The organism is Comamonadaceae bacterium OTU4NAUVB1, assembly GCA_024372625.1.
GTDB lineage: Bacteria > Pseudomonadota > Gammaproteobacteria > Burkholderiales > Burkholderiaceae_C > Variovorax.
This window is the reverse complement of record CP099605.1, coordinates 1,240,343-1,254,304: the sequence shown is the minus strand read 5'-3', so window position 1 is coordinate 1,254,304 and position 13,962 is coordinate 1,240,343. Positions and strand designations below refer to the sequence as shown.

At 70.9% G+C, this 13,962-nt stretch carries 13 protein-coding genes; 6 read left to right on the top strand and 7 right to left on the bottom strand.

Translation table 11 applies throughout. From position 1 onward, the window contains the following. Positions 1-64 precede the first annotated feature (64 nt). Positions 65-976: a LysR family transcriptional regulator gene (locus NF681_09255; GenBank protein UST55339.1), complete on the top strand. Its 912-nt coding sequence runs from the start codon at positions 65-67 to the stop codon at positions 974-976. A 9-nt stretch (positions 977-985) separates the two neighbouring features. On the opposite strand, the gene NF681_09250 is transcribed toward NF681_09255, so the two are convergent. The 3 genes from NF681_09250 to NF681_09240 form a co-directional block, all read right to left on the bottom strand. Beyond that, complete coding sequence (locus NF681_09250) at positions 986-2,362, bottom strand: sigma-54 dependent transcriptional regulator (GenBank protein ID UST55338.1); 1,377 nt, start codon at positions 2,360-2,362, stop codon at positions 986-988. A 717-nt stretch (positions 2,363-3,079) separates the two neighbouring features. Then, a complete protein-coding gene (locus NF681_09245; protein ID UST55337.1) occupies positions 3,080-3,724 on the bottom strand; it encodes a 3-oxoacid CoA-transferase subunit B in 645 nt (214 codons plus the stop codon). 2 nt (positions 3,725-3,726) lie between these two features. Continuing rightward, positions 3,727-4,542, bottom strand: a complete 816-nt coding sequence (locus NF681_09240; GenBank protein ID UST55336.1) for a CoA transferase subunit A — start codon at positions 4,540-4,542, stop codon at positions 3,727-3,729. 111 nt (positions 4,543-4,653) lie between these two features. On the opposite strand from NF681_09240, the gene NF681_09235 reads away from it, so the two are divergent. Continuing rightward, a complete protein-coding gene (locus NF681_09235) occupies positions 4,654-5,250 on the top strand; it encodes a LuxR C-terminal-related transcriptional regulator (GenBank protein ID UST55335.1) in 597 nt (198 codons plus the stop codon). Positions 5,251-5,308: 58 nt separating this feature from the next. Beyond that, positions 5,309-6,904, top strand: a complete 1,596-nt coding sequence (locus NF681_09230; GenBank protein UST55334.1) for a glucan biosynthesis protein D — start codon at positions 5,309-5,311, stop codon at positions 6,902-6,904. Positions 6,905-6,939: 35 nt separating this feature from the next. On the opposite strand, the gene NF681_09225 is transcribed toward NF681_09230, so the two are convergent. Both NF681_09225 and NF681_09220 read right to left on the bottom strand, forming a co-directional pair. After that, the gene (locus NF681_09225) at positions 6,940-7,809 is read right to left on the bottom strand and encodes a hypothetical protein (protein UST55333.1); all 870 of its coding nucleotides are present in this window, start codon (positions 7,807-7,809) and stop codon (positions 6,940-6,942) included. A gap of 58 nt (positions 7,810-7,867) precedes the next feature. Next, positions 7,868-8,278: an FKBP-type peptidyl-prolyl cis-trans isomerase gene (locus NF681_09220; protein UST55332.1), complete on the bottom strand. Its 411-nt coding sequence runs from the start codon at positions 8,276-8,278 to the stop codon at positions 7,868-7,870. 162 nt (positions 8,279-8,440) lie between these two features. Between NF681_09220 and NF681_09215 the strand changes: the two genes are divergently transcribed. Genes NF681_09215 through NF681_09205 form a run of 3 tightly spaced genes read left to right on the top strand, consistent with a single transcriptional unit; the run spans position 8,441 to position 11,346 of the window. Beyond that, positions 8,441-9,835 carry an ethanolamine ammonia-lyase subunit EutB gene (locus NF681_09215; GenBank protein ID UST55331.1) on the top strand — a complete coding sequence of 465 codons (1,395 nt, stop codon included), beginning with the start codon at positions 8,441-8,443 and terminating at the stop codon, positions 9,833-9,835. A gap of 1 nt (position 9,836) precedes the next feature. After that, complete coding sequence (gene eutC, locus NF681_09210) at positions 9,837-10,667, top strand: ethanolamine ammonia-lyase subunit EutC (protein ID UST55330.1); 831 nt, start codon at positions 9,837-9,839, stop codon at positions 10,665-10,667. Between the two features lie 49 nt (positions 10,668-10,716). Further along, positions 10,717-11,346 carry a peroxidase-related enzyme gene (locus NF681_09205; protein ID UST55329.1) on the top strand — a complete coding sequence of 210 codons (630 nt, stop codon included), beginning with the start codon at positions 10,717-10,719 and terminating at the stop codon, positions 11,344-11,346. Here NF681_09205 and NF681_09200 read toward each other — a convergent pair. Beyond that, positions 11,328-12,959, bottom strand: a complete 1,632-nt coding sequence (locus tag NF681_09200) for a sulfatase-like hydrolase/transferase (protein ID UST55724.1) — start codon at positions 12,957-12,959, stop codon at positions 11,328-11,330. The two genes, NF681_09205 and NF681_09200, sit on opposite strands and share 19 nt — an antisense overlap. Positions 12,960-13,147: 188 nt before the next feature. Further along, positions 13,148-13,888 carry a phosphatase PAP2 family protein gene (locus NF681_09195; GenBank protein UST55328.1) on the bottom strand — a complete coding sequence of 247 codons (741 nt, stop codon included), beginning with the start codon at positions 13,886-13,888 and terminating at the stop codon, positions 13,148-13,150. Positions 13,889-13,962 lie beyond the last annotated feature (74 nt).

Genomic DNA, 13,962 nt, shown 5'->3' with positions numbered 1-13,962 from the left:
GCACTTTTGCGATGGCAATAGACACAAACGCGTTGCCGCTTTGCGGGAATGCAGAATGCGCGCCATGGACTGGGACCACCTGCGCTTCTTCCTCGAACTCGCCCGCTCCGGCACGCTGCAGAGCGCCGCGCGCGGTCTGGCGGTCGACCACACGACGGTCGCCCGGCGCATCCAGGCGCTGGAGAAGCAGGTCGGCGCCCCCCTGTTCACGCGCGAGGCCGACGGCCACCGGCTGACCGAGGCCGGGCGCGCCCTGCAGCCGCAGGTCGAGGCCATGGAGACGGCGTTCCGCCGCATCGAGCGCGCGGCGCCGTCCTCGCCCGAGGGCCTCGCGGGCGTGGTGCGCATCGGCGCCACCGAGGGATTCGGCGCCGTCGTGCTGGCGCCCCGGCTGGCCCTGTTCGCGCGCACGCATCCGAGGCTGGTGATCGACCTGCTGGCCCTGCCGCGCCTGGTCAACCTGTCGCGGCGCGAGGCCGACATCGTGATCTCGCTGGAGCGCCCGGCGCGCGGGCCGGTGGTGGTGACCCGGCTGTGCGACTACGCGCTGCGCCTCTACGCGTCCGAGACCTACCTCGCCGCGCACCCGCCCATCGCCTCGCGCGAGGACCTGCGCGGCCACCGCTTCGTCAGCTACGTCGACGACCTGCTTTTCAGCAAGGCGCTGCACTACCTCGACGAACTGGGCCGGCCGGAGGCCTTCGCGTTGCGCAGCACCAGCATCCTGGCGCAGCACGCCGCCGTGGCCGCCGGCGCCGGCATCGCGGTGCTGCCGGCCTTCGTCGCCGGGCGCGACCCGACGCTGCGCGCCGTGCTGCCGGCGCAGGCGAGCTTCACGCGCACCTTCTGGATGTCGATGCCCGAGGAGACCCGGCACGTCGCGCGCCTGCAGGCGGCCTGGGCCTTCGTGCGCGAGACGGTGGCCGCGCAGCGCGACGCGCTCCTGCCCCCCGCGCCCGCGACACCGCCGGCCTGAGGCCGCCCCTCAGGCGTCGGCGCCGGCGACGCGGTGCTTGGCCATCAGCCGGTAGAGCGTCATGCGCGAGATGCCGAGTTCGCGCGCCGCGCGCGAGATGTTGTGGCCGCCGCGCGCCAGCGCCATGCGGATGGCCTCGCGCTCGGCGCGCATGCGCGCGGCGTCCAGGTCCATGTGCGGGGCCGCGCCGCGCTCGCCCGACAGGCCGAGTTCGAGGTCCGACGCCGAGATGAGGCGGCGATCGGTCATCACCACCGCCCGCTGCACGCGGTTGCAGAGTTCGCGCACGTTGCCCGGCCAGTCGTGCGCCACCATGGCGTCGATCGCCTGCCGGCTGAAGCCCTCGACGCGCGTCCGGCGCTCGTCGGCGCAGTGCTGGAGGCAGTGGCGTGCCAGCAGCGCGATGTCGTCCTTGCGCTCGCGCAGCGGCGGGACCGTGATCGACAGCACGTCGAGCCGGTCGAACAGGTCCTCCCGGAACCGGCCCTGCGCCACCGCCTGCGACAGCTGGAGCTGCGAGGCGGCGATCACGCGCGCGTCCGACGCGTCCGCCACCGCCGGGCCCATGCCCAGGCGCCGCTCCGTGCGATCCTGGAGCAGGCGCAGCAGGCGGGCCTGCGCGTCCGCCGGCAGGCGCTCGACCCCGTCCAGGAAGAGCGTCCCCTCCCGCGCGGCGGCGAGCAGGCCGCCCGTGGCCTCGGCCGCGCCGTCGCCCGTGCCGAACGGGCGCGCGACCGCGTCCGCGCCGAAGACCTCCAGGCGGACCTCGGCGGCGGGCCACGCGCCGCAGTGCGCCGCGACGAAGGGCCGGTCCGCGCGCGCCGAGCGCTCGTGGATCGCCCGCGCCACCCGCTCCTTGCCGGTGCCGCGCTCGCCGTCGATCAGCACCGGCGCGTCGGTCGCGGCCAGCTTGACGATCTGTCGACGCAGCAGCGTCATGGCCGGGCTGCGCCCGATCAGTCCCAGGTCGTTGGTCGATTCGCCCACCGGCGCGTCGCGCAGCGAGGCCCGCAGCAGCGCGCGGCGGTGGGCGTGCGAGAGCATCGGCAGCAGGACGTCGCCTTGGATCGGCCCGACGTGGAAGTCGAGGAAGACGTCGAGCAGCAGTTCGCGCAACTCCGGCGGCGCCATCGCCTCCGGCGGCATCGCGGCGATCCATTCCACGTCCGCGATCGCGTGCACGGCCGCGCCGATCTGCCGGACCAGCGCGGTGTCCACGCGATCGAGCAGCAGCAGGCACAACCGCGCCTGGAACGCGCCCTGCAGGCGCTGCGCGCCCGCGAGGTCGTCCGCCCAGGCCACGTCCCAGCCGTCGGCCCGCAACGCCGCGTCCACGTCCGCGGGGCGCCAGGCCGGTGCGATGCACAGGACCTTGCGCGCCGCCATGGCGTGCGCCTCCACGCGCTAGCGCGACCGCGCGCGGCGTGCAAAACGCCGACGCGGGGTCGATGCGGAGAGGAACGCGGCCAGGGAAAACGGCGCCGGCGACGCCGATGACGGTGCGGCTCCGATGCATCCGGGCCATCCGGTTTTCACATGCGACACGGAAAATCCTCCTTCTTATTCGATGTCTTGCCATTCAATTCCGCGATCGTTATCACGCGTCGATGCGCCCGATCAATTCGGTTCCGGGAAATTGCCGATGATCAATTCCGGCAACGTCCCGCGAATTTCGTGCACGGCCCGGCAGTATGCCCCACACTCCCGGAAGGGACAGGGTTCTTCGAGGAGAAACGGCCTCTCGAACGATGCCTTCCCGACCGGCCGATCGCGAATAGAAATATCTTCTTCCGAATTCTCGGAATTGATCCCAATTGATGTCGCGGACGCGTTACACGGGCACGCCGATTGCCGGGAGCAATTCGGCGAGGTGCCGATCGACGGTGTTCCGGCAATTCGAATACGGCGCCGGGAATTGTGCGGAATTGCGAGCGACGCCGTCCGTTGCGACACCGGCGACGGACGAACCGCGAAGACGGGAACGAGGAAGGGAGGAAGCGAGGGAAGTGGCCGCGAAGGCCCGCGGGCGCTCCGGCCGACCGTCGCGTCGAGCGACGCGGCGGCCCGCCCGGTGCCGCTGCCGGGCGGGAGAAAAACGGCCGCTCAGGGAGCGATGAGCGGCGCGCCGGTCTTTTCCTGCAAGGCCTCGAAGGTGACGCCATCGGCCAGTTCGACCACCTTCAGGCCCTCGGGCGTGACGTCGATCACCGCCAGGTCGGTGATGATGCGGTCGACCACGCCCACCCCCGTGAGCGGCAGGGTGCACTGGGTCAGGATCTTCAGGTCCTGGGTGCCGTCCTTCTTGCGCGCGACGTGCTCCATCAGCACGATCACGCGCTTGACGCCGGCCACCAGGTCCATGGCGCCGCCCATCCCCTTGACCATCTTGCCGGGGATCATCCAGTTGGCGAGATCGCCCTGGGCGCTCACCTGCATGGCACCCAGGATCGACAGGTTGATCTTGCCGCCGCGGATCATCGCGAAGCTCTCGTGGCTGCCGAAGATGGCCGAGCCCGGCAGCGTGGTGACGGTCTGCTTGCCGGCGTTGATGAGGTCGGCGTCGACCGCGTCCTCGGTCGGGAAGGCGCCGATGCCCAGCATGCCGTTCTCGCTCTGCAGCCAGACCTCCTTGTTCTTGGGCACGAAGTTCGCCACCAGCGTCGGGATGCCGATGCCGAGGTTCACGTAGAAGCCGTCCTCGAGTTCCTGGGCCGCGCGCGCGGCCATCTGGTCTTGGGTCCAGGGCATGTTCAGGCTCCTTGCGATTGGTTGGCGGGGACGGTGGGCACGGGCATCTCGTCGATGACGGCGGCCTGGGCGATCACGGCCTGCGCCTCGACCTTGGCGGCCTCGACGTCGACCGGGGCGGCGGCGCTCACGGTGCGCTTCTCGATGCGCTTCTCCGGGTGGGCGTTGAGCACGATGCGGTGCACGTAGATGCCCGGCAGATGGATGTCGTCGGGCGCGAGCTCGCCGACCTCGACGATGCGCTCCACCTCCACGATGCAGACCTTGCCGGCCATCGCGGCGGCCGGGTTGAAGTTGCGCGCCGTCAGGCGGAAGCGCAGGTTGCCGGACTTGTCGGCGACGTCGGCCTTGACCAGCGACACGTCGGGCACGATGGCGTGCTCCATGACGTAGGTCTCGCCATCGAACTCGCGCAGTTCCTTGCCTTCGGCGACCTGCGTGCCCACGCCGGTCTTGGTGAAGAAGGCCGGAATGCCGGCGCCGCCGGCGCGCAGCTTCTCGGCCAGCGTGCCCTGGGGCGTGAACTCCAGCTCGAGTTCGCCGGCGAGGTACTGGCGCTCGAACTCCTTGTTCTCGCCCACGTAGCTCGCCACCATCTTCTTGATCTGGCGCGTCTCCAGCAGCTTGCCGAGGCCGAAGCCGTCGACGCCGGCGTTGTTGGACACGCAGGTGAGGTCCTTCGCGCCCGAGTCGCGCAGGGCGTCGATGAGCGCCTCGGGGATGCCGCAGAGGCCGAAGCCGCCGACGGCCAGCGTCTGCCCGTCGGCGACGACGCCTTGGAGCGCCGCTTCGGCGGAGGGATAGATCTTGTTCGCCATGAGGTCGAGGTCCTTGCGAGTTGGAGGGGTTGGAGGTGGGCGGAAAGTGAAATGACGCGATGCGGAAAACCCTGGAACGATACTACGTACCCGCATACGTAGTAACTCGTAATGGACAGCCCCCGGAACGACCCCACCGCCGCCGTCGGCATCGACTACCGCCTGGCCTTCGAGCACGCGCCGGTGGGCATGGTGCTCTCGCGCGAACGCGGCATCCTCGACTGCAACGCCCGCCTGTGCGAGATGTTCGGCGCGACCAAGGCCGAGCTGATCGGCCGGTCGCTGCGGGTGCTCTACCCGAGCGCGGTGGAGTTCGAGCGCATCGGCCGGCGCCTGGTGCCGATCCTCAACGCCAGCGGCCGCTACGCCGACCACCGCATGATGCGCCGGCTGGGCGACCTGCACGGCGCCTTCGCCGGCGAGACCTTCTGGTGCCACGTCACCGGCCACGCGCTCAACCGCGACCGGCCGCACGAGTCGGGCATCTGGACCTTCGAGGACCTGGGCTCGCGCCGCCACGCCAAGGCGGCGCTGACGCCGCGCGAGCGCGAGGTGGCCGCGCAGGTCATGCAGGGCCTCACCTCCAAGGAGATCGGCCGCGTGCTGGGCATCAGCCACCGCACCGTCGAGCTGCACCGCGCGCGCCTGATGCGCAAGTACGCCGCCGCCACCACGGCCGAGCTGGTGCAGAAGCTGATGGCGGGCTGAAGCCGTTCGTGGCATCCGGATACAGGTCGGCCCCGGCGCCATCGCTACCATGGGCCGGATGCTAGACCGACGATCCTTCCTCGCCGCCGGCAGCGCCTCCGTCGCGCTCGCCTCCCTCGGACTGCCCGCCGCCGCGCTCGCGGCCACCGGGCTCAAGCTGGGCAACCCAGCGCCGTTCTCCTTCGAACGCCTCGCCGCACAGGCCCGCTCGCTCGCCGCCCGCCCCTACGTGGTGGACGGCACGCTGCCGGCCGACGTGCTCGAGCGCATCGACTACGAGACGCACGGCAAGATCCGCTTCGACACCGGCAGCGCGCTGTTCAAGGACGGCCCCGGCGCCTACCCGGTCACCTTCTTCCACCTCGGGCGCTTCTTCCAGGTGCCGGTGCACATGCACGTGCTGGAGAACGCCGGCGGCGACGTCTTCTCGCGCGAGATCCTCTACGACGCGGCCTACTTCGACATGCCCGCCGACAGCCCGGCGCGCCAGCTGCCCGACGGCGCGGGCTTCGCCGGCTTCCGCCTGCAGGAAAGCCGCCTGGGCGACCAGGCCAAGCTCGACTGGAAGAAGAACGACTGGGTCGCCTTCCTGGGCGCCTCGTACTTCCGCGCCATCGGCGAGCTCTACCAGTACGGCCTGTCGGCGCGCGGCATCGCCATCGACGTGGCGGTGCCCGACAAGCCGGAGGAATTCCCGACCTTCACGCGCTTCCACTTCGAGCCGCCGGCCGAGGGCAGCCGCAGCGTCACCGTCTACGCCCTGCTGGAGGGCCCCAGCATCACCGGCGCCTTCAAGTTCGTCATGCGGCGCGACGCGGCCGTGCTGATGGACATCGACTGCCAGCTCTTCCTGCGCAAGGACGTCGCCCGCCTGGGCATCGCCCCGCTGACCTCGATGTACTGGTATTCGGAGACCGTCAAGCCCGGGGGCATCGACTGGCGCCCGGAGGTGCACGACTCCGATGGCCTGGCGATGTGGAACGGCGCGGGCGAGCACATCTGGCGCCCGCTCAACAACCCGACCCAGACGCGCGCCTCGGCCTTCACCGACACGCGCCCGCGCGGCTTCGGCCTGCTGCAGCGCGACCGCGCCTTCGACCACTACCAGGACGGCGTCTTCTACGAGAAGCGCCCGAGCCTGTGGGTCGAGCCGCTGGGCGACTGGGGCGAGGGCGCGGTGCAGCTCGTCGAGATCCCGACCGACGACGAGATCCACGACAACACGGTCGCCTTCTGGGTCCCAAAGGCACCGGCGAAGGCCGGGTCGAGCTACGCGCTGAAGTACCGGCTGCACTGGACCGACAAGGAGCCGTTCCCCTCCCCGCTCGGGCGCTGCATGGCCACGCGCATCGGCCGCGGCGGCCAGCCCGGCCAGCCGCGCCCGGGCGGCGTGCGCAAGTTCATGGTCGAGTTCGTCGGCGGCCCGCTCGCCGCGCTGCCCTTCGGCGTGAAGCCCGAACTGGTGCTGACGGCCTCGCGTGGGCGCTTTTCCTACATCTTCTCCGAGGCCGTGCCCAACGGCGTGCCCGGCCACTGGCGCGCGCAGTTCGACTTCACGGTCGAGGGCACCGAGCCGGTCGACATGCGGCTCTACCTGAAGAACGGGGACCAGACGCTGACGGAGACCTGGCTCTACCAGTACCAGCCGTTCTAGGGTGGCTTCGGCCTGTCGGCCGGTCGGCCGGCTTGCTACGGACGGCGCGGCTCGGTGAACTTGCCAAGCAGTTTGACGGCCGTGCCTCCACCCGGGATGAAGGCGCCGGTGACTTCCGCGCCGATGTCGATGAGCATGTCGCGCGTAAGCACCTCGTCGAGTTTTTCCTTGAACCAGCGGCCGTTCTCGATGACCTCACCCGTCAGGCCGTCAACCTCGATGACGCCGACCTTGTCCGCACTGCTCCACCTGAACTCGAACGCGAAGACCGGCCGCAAGTAGAGGTGGGTGCGTTCGAAATCAGTGTGGTCCTTCTGGATTTCGAAGGCATTGATGGCCTCGGACGTCAATGACGCGACCGCGATCTGCGTTGCGGCGGCCAGCGAGATGAAGGGTCTGAGCAGTTCGCCCGGACGCTCCACCCCCTCGGACTCCGTGAACTTGTATTTTTCGATGTAGGACTTCAGGGCCGACGTCTTGATGTCGCGCTGCATGCCGTCGATCATCCGGTCGAACTGGATCTTCCGATGGCAAAGCTCGGTGGCGACGAATTCGATGCGGGCCTTGTCCTTCTGCCGTGCCACCTCGTGGCGCTGCTCTTCCACCTGCAGCGACTGGGCGTAGGGGTTGTGGACCGGCACCTGGTAGGTGACCTGGCAGGTGTAATCGACCGAGCGCTGGGCTACCACATGCCAGAACGGTTCCAGCCGCATCTCCTGGCGCGACAGCAGCACCGTGTCGTGGCGTGGCCGGTTGAGCGGATTGAACTTGGCGATCAGACCGAAGGCGTCGAGCTTCTTCTTCTCGGCCTGCTCCTGCGCGGCCCTGAACGGGTAGACCTCGTCGAAGACGAAAATCCTCTTCGGGTCGGATGCCAGCGGGAAATCGTCTTGTGTGGTTGTCATGGAGTTTCCAGCGTTCGATGTCGCGACCACGCCATCGGGCGGGACCGCGTCCGAATGTTTATTTCTTGATCGAGATCAGCTCGACCTCGAAATTCAGCGTCGCGTTCGGCGGGATGACGCCGCCGGCTCCGCGCGCGCCGTAGGCGATGGCGGGCGGGCAGGTCAGCTTGGCCTTGCCGCCGGGCTTCATCTTCTGCACGCCCTCGGTCCAGCACGGGATGACGCCGGAGAGCGGGAACTCGATCGGCTCGCCGCGCTTGTAGGAGCTGTCGAATTCCTTGCCGTCCTGCAGCGTGCCGCGGTAGTGGACCTTGACGGTGTCGCTGGCCGCGGGCGAGGCGCCGGTGCCTTCCTTGAGGGACTGGTAGACCAGGCCGCTCGGGGTGGTGACGGGCTGGGCGGGCGCCTGGGCCCAGGCGGCGGACGTCGCGGCGAGGAGGATGGCGCCGGCGAAGAAGAGAGATTTCAAGGTGGACCTCGTGGGATGGAAGGGGTTGGGACGGCCCGATTATGGGCAGCCCCTCCCCGCCCAGCCGCGGGATTCGGCGGGGCCGGAACGCGCCCCCGTGGCATCGCTCTTGCTGCGGTGGCAAAGTGGACTCGGTTCCATGTCTTCCGAGGAGCTTTTCCGATGCGCTACCGCACCACGCTCGACGCCCAGGTCTTCGCCTTCGACGACCTCCGGCAGGTCATGGCCTTCGCCAGCCCGGCACGCTCGGGCGACTACCTCGCCGGGATCGGCGCGGCGACCGCGCAGCAGCGCATGGCCGCGCGCCACGTGCTGGCCGACACGCCACTCAAGCAGTTCCTGACCGAGGCGCTGATCCCCTACGAGAGCGACAACGTCACGCGCCTGATCGTCGACGGCCACGACGCGAACGCCTTCGCGCCGGTGGCGCACCTCACGGTCGGCGGCTTCCGGGACTGGCTGCTGTCGGCGCGCGCGAGCACGGCGGCACTGGGCGCGCTCGCGCCCGGGCTCACGCCCGAGATGGTGGCCGCCGTCTCCAAGCTGATGCGCAACCAGGACCTGATCGCGGTGGCGCGCAAGTGCCGCGTGGTCACGCGCTTTCGCAACACCCTCGGCCTGCCCGGCCACCTGGCGGTGCGCCTGCAGCCCAACCACCCGAGCGACGACCTGCGCGGCGTCGCGGCCTCCATGCTCGACGGCCTGCTCTACGGCGCGGGCGACGCCGTGATCGGCCTGAATCCGGCCTCCGACAGCCTGCCGGTGCTCGGGCGCCTGATGCGCATGATCGACGAGGTCGTCCAGCGCTTCGAGATCCCGACCCAGGGCTGCGTGCTCACGCACGTGACCAACACGCTGCGCCTGGCGGAGGCCGGCGCCCCGGTCGACCTGGTGTTCCAGTCGATCGCCGGCACGGAGAAGGCCAACCTGTCCTTCGGCGTCACGCCCGAGCTGCTCGACGAGGCCCACGACGCGGCGCGTTCGCTGCATCGCGGCACCGTCGGCGACAACGTCATGTACTTCGAGACCGGCCAGGGCAGCGCGCTGTCGGCCGATGCGAACTTCGGCGTCGACCAGCAGACCTGCGAGGTGCGCGCCTATGCGCTGGCGCGGCGCTACCGGCCGCTGCTGATCAACACGGTGGTCGGCTTCATCGGACCGGAATACCTGTTCGACGGCAAGCAGATCATCCGCGCCGGGCTGGAGGACCACTGCTGCGGCAAGCTGATGGGCCTGCCGATCGGCTGCGACGTCTGCTACACCAACCACGCCGAGGCCGACCAGGACGACATGGACACGCTGCTGGTGCTGCTGGCGACCGCCGGCCTGACCTTCCTCATCGGCGTGCCGGGCGCCGACGACGTGATGCTCAACTACCAGAGCACGTCGTTCCACGACGCGCTGTTCCTGCGCGAGACGCTGGGCCTCCAGCGCGCGCCCGAGTTCGAGGCCTGGCTGCTGCGCATGGGCATCACCGACGAGGCCGGCCGCCTGGCGCCGCCCGGCGCCAACGGCCTGCTCGCCGGCATGGGCGGGCTCCAGGCACTGGGGAGCTGACATGGGCGACCACGACGACCACGACACCCCCGACGGCCGCGACGACGCCCCCGTGGTCACCCCCGATCCCTGGCGCGACTGGCGCCGCGCCACGCCGGCGCGGCTGGCGCTCGGACGCGTCGGCACGGGCATGCCGACCGACGAGACGCTGCGCTTCGGCTGGGCCCACGCGATGGCGCGCGACGCCATCCACGCGGCGCTCGACGTCGACGCGCTCGCCGCGCGGCTGACGGCCGAGGGCTGGGCGGTCGAGCGCGTGCGCAGCCAGGCGGGCGACCGCACCACCTACCTGCGCCGACCCGACCTCGGCCGCCGGCTCGATGCCGACGACGCGCGACGCCTGCGCGATGGCGCCGTCGCGGCCGGCGCCGCGCCCGGCGTCTGCATCGTGATCGGCGACGGGCTCTCGTCGCTGGCCGTCGAGCGCCAGGCCGTTCCACTCCTGGCCGCGCTGCGCCCGCACCTGCCACCGGAGACCCGCTTCGCCCCGGTCGCGATCGCGACGCAGGCCCGCGTGGCGCTGGCCGACGAGGTCGGCGAGGCCTTCGGCGCGACGCTGTCGGTGATGCTGGTGGGCGAGCGGCCGGGGCTGAGCTCGCCCGACAGCCTGGGCATCTACCTCACCCACACGCCCCGGCGCGGCCGCCACGACGCCGAACGCAACTGCATCTCCAACGTGCGCCCCGAAGGCCTGGGCCACGAGACCGCCGCCTTCAAGCTGGCCTGGCTGATGCGCGCGGCGCTGCGGGGCGGCGCCACCGGCATCGCGCTCAAGGACGAGAGCGACCTGGCGGTGGTGGCGCCGGACGGCCGGCCCGCCCTGCCCGGCTGATCCGCGCCCACCCGGTGCCATCATGGCGGCCCCATCCGCAGGAGACGCCATGACCTCGCCCGACCTCCCCGCCCGCCCCGCCTCGCCCGCCACCGGCGAGCGCTATCCCGCCCCCACGCTCGCCGGCCTGCCCGACGACATCCGCGACGCCATCCTCGCCGTGCAGGAGAAGGCCGGCTTCGTGCCCAACGTGTTCCTTGCCCTGGCGCGCCGCCCGGCCGAATGGCGCGCCTTCTTCGCCTACCACGACGCGCTCATGCTGAAGGAGGAAGGCAGCCTTACGAAGGGCGACCGGGAGATGATCGTCACCGCCACCAGCGCGGCCAACCGCTGCCTCTATTGCGTGGTGGCGCACGGCGCGCTGCTGCGCATCTACGAGAAGAAGCCCCAGGTGGCCGACGAGGTGGCGGTGAACTGGCGCAAGGCCGACATCGCGCCGCGCCAGCGGGCGATGCTGGCGTTCGCGCTGAAGGTCTGCGAACGCTCGCACGAGATCGACGAGGCCGACTTCGCGGCGCTGCACGCGCACGGCTTCGACGACGAGGACATCTGGGACATCGCCGCCATCACGTCGTTCTTCGGCCTGTCCAACCGCATGGCCAGCTTCGCGGGCATGCAGCCCAACCCGGAATTCTTCCTGCTCGGCCGCGTGCCCCGGCCTCAGCGCACCGACGCCTGAGCGAAATCGGCGCCCCGGCATTTCGCGAAGGCGTCCTGCGCGGGGTGGTAGCTCGGCGTGGCCACGTCCATCACGCCCAGCACCGTGTGATAGAGGTTGTCGTGGGTGAGCGCGGTGTCGCGGTCGGCCTTCAGGCAGGCCGTCGACAGCCCGCCGCGCGCCTGCAGGCCGGCGTCGAACCACGCCACCATCGGCACGTGCTTCTGCACCTCGGGCGCCATCTGGTAGGGCAGACCGTGCAGGAACAGCCCGAACTCGCCGAGCGACTCGCCGTGGTCGCTCACGTAGAGCAGCCCGGTCGCGTGGCGCGCCGACTGCGTCTTGAGCCAGTCGATGGTGCGCCCGAGGAAGCGGTCGGTGTAGGCGATGGCGTTGTCGTAGGCGTTGATCAGCTCGCCGTGGCTGCAGTCGGCCAGCACGTTGGTCTTGCACTCGGGCGCGAAGCGCTTCATGTCGGCCGACGAGCGCTTGAAATAGGCCGGGCCGTGGCTGCCCATCTGGTGCATCACCAGCAGCACGCCGCGCGCGCGGCGCTCGGGCGGCAAGGCCTCGATGCGGCGCTCCAGGCCCACGAGCAGGGCGTCGTCCAGGCACTCGTCGTCGCTGCACAGCGCGGCCTTGTCGGCGGCGTCCAGGCCCACGCGGGCGTCCGCGTTGGGCATGCGGTCGCACACGCCCTTGCAGCCACCGGGCTGGTTGTCGACCCACAGCACGGCCAGTCCGGCGGCCTGCGCCACGTCCAGCAGGTTCTCGCGGTCGTCCTTGTTGCTCTCGTAGTCGGCCTTGCCCAGCGGGGAGAACATGCACGGCACCGACGCCAGCGTGTTGGTGCCGCACGAGTGGACGTTGGCCCAGCTGGCCACGCCGCGCGCGGCGAGCTCGGGCGTGGTGTCGCGCCCGTAGCCGTTGAGCGCGAAGTGGTCGGCGCGCGCGGTCTCCCCCACCACCACCACGAACAGCGGCGGCTTCGCGCCCGCCGCCGCGTAGCTCGGGCCCAGCGCCGCGCCGGCCGAGGTCGGCAGCAGCGCGCGCTTGTGCGCGAACATCGGCTTCAGGACGACCCGGCCGGTCGAGTAGACGGTCGCGAGCGGGTTGCTCAGGTAGCGCAGCGTGACGTGATTGCGCATCAGGGGGGCGAGTTCGCGCGCGGTGACCAGCACGCTCGCCACCACCACCGCCAGCGCCGCGACGCACATCGCCGCGTTGCGCCAGGCCTGGCCCCACGCGGGCATCGGCAGGATGCGCACACGCCACAGCCACAAGCCCGCGGGCACCGCCACCAGCGCCACATTGATGACCAGACGCCAGCCGAGCAGGTCGCGCGTCTCGTGGAAGTCGGTCTGCAGCGCGTTGGCCATCATGGTCGGATCCATCACGACGCGGTAGGTCAGCATGTAGTGCTGCGCCACGGCGGCGACCAGCACGACGGCGAACCACACCGGCTTCATGCCGCGCGTCCAGGCGGTCAGCGCGAGCACGGCGGCGGTGCCGAACCCCACCAGGACGGCCATCATCGCGATCGAGCGCAGGTACAGGCTCGGCGCGCCGTCGATGCGCGCGAGTTCGAACCACAGCGGCCAGTTGGCCGCCAGCAGCAGGTAGAGGCTCAGCATCCCGACGATGAAACGTGGCGAGCGCGGCCGGGACAGCCAGGCATCGACGGCGAGCCAGCCGCCGGGCGGACGCTCGAAGGCATGCGGGAGGTCGGCGGGCGCGGGCCGGTGCGAGGCGGGATCGAGGGTGGTGGAGGTCACCCGGTGGATCATGGGGAGCGGTACTGACCCCTGGCTGAACGACCTGCTCAGGATTCGTTCAGCTTGGAAACAGCGGCCCCAGCGGCCCGGTCCGCGGATTCCTTCACCGAGGCGCGCGCTGCCCGCGCCCGGGCGACGGCGTCGATCGCCAGCGCCACGCTCCAGCAGACCCAGGCCGTCCACAGCGTGTGGCTCATGTAGTGGGCACCGCGCCATTGCTGCGCCAGTCCCAGCACCAGGCCGCAGACCGCCGCCGTGACCAGCCACACCCGGGCCGCCCGTGGCGCGACGCGGCGCAACGCGAACCAGCCCGCCAGGTAGGCGAACGCGGCCGAGGCGTGCCCGGCGGGGAAGCAGCGCCCGGGCCCGCCGTCGCGCAGGCCGCGCGCCCAGTGCGACACGTAGGTCGCCACGCCACCGAATTCGGCCAGGTCCCAGGGGCAGCTGGTGCGGCTCGTGTTCTTGAGCAGCGACACCACGGCCAGCGCCGCCAGCACGCTCAGGGCGAGCCGCAGGCGCGCGCGCGCGTCGAGGCGGCGCAGCACGCCGAACGGCCAGCGCACCGCCACGAGCAGCACCGCCACGCCGGCCATGCTCAGGAAACGCGGGACCTCGTGCAGGCCCAGCACGAGCAGGCGGTCCTCGCGCAGGGGAAAGCCCGAGGCGCCGCCGGCGAGCCGCGCCAGCGCGAGGTCCAGTCCCGAGGCGTCCCACAGCGCGAACAGCGCGAAGGCGATGGCGGTGAGGAGGAACGGAAGGCGGTCCGGCGCGCCACGCGAAGCAGTCAAGGTGAAGGTCCCGAAAATGCCGAGCCTAGGCAGACTCGCTTAACGCAGCCTGACGCCCGGCGCCGCGACCGCCG

What these genes read in the sequence shown, in the direction of transcription:
- NF681_09250 (UST55338.1), bottom strand. Translation starts at nt 2,362, where the DNA reads ATGGCGGCGCGCAAGGTCCTGTGCATCGCACCGGCCTGGCGCCCCGCG.
- NF681_09255 (UST55339.1), top strand. Translation starts at nt 65, where the DNA reads ATGGACTGGGACCACCTGCGCTTCTTCCTCGAACTCGCCCGCTCCGGC.
- eutC (UST55330.1), top strand. Translation starts at nt 9,837, where the DNA reads ATGGGCGACCACGACGACCACGACACCCCCGACGGCCGCGACGACGCC.
- NF681_09240 (UST55336.1), bottom strand. Translation starts at nt 4,542, where the DNA reads ATGGCGAACAAGATCTATCCCTCCGCCGAAGCGGCGCTCCAAGGCGTC.
- NF681_09225 (UST55333.1), bottom strand. Translation starts at nt 7,809, where the DNA reads ATGACAACCACACAAGACGATTTCCCGCTGGCATCCGACCCGAAGAGG.
- NF681_09205 (UST55329.1), top strand. Translation starts at nt 10,717, where the DNA reads ATGACCTCGCCCGACCTCCCCGCCCGCCCCGCCTCGCCCGCCACCGGC.
- NF681_09230 (UST55334.1), top strand. Translation starts at nt 5,309, where the DNA reads ATGCTAGACCGACGATCCTTCCTCGCCGCCGGCAGCGCCTCCGTCGCG.
- NF681_09245 (UST55337.1), bottom strand. Translation starts at nt 3,724, where the DNA reads ATGCCCTGGACCCAAGACCAGATGGCCGCGCGCGCGGCCCAGGAACTC.
- NF681_09235 (UST55335.1), top strand. Translation starts at nt 4,654, where the DNA reads ATGGACAGCCCCCGGAACGACCCCACCGCCGCCGTCGGCATCGACTAC.
- NF681_09215 (UST55331.1), top strand. Translation starts at nt 8,441, where the DNA reads ATGCGCTACCGCACCACGCTCGACGCCCAGGTCTTCGCCTTCGACGAC.
- NF681_09200 (UST55724.1), bottom strand. Translation starts at nt 12,959, where the DNA reads ATGCTGAGCCTCTACCTGCTGCTGGCGGCCAACTGGCCGCTGTGGTTC.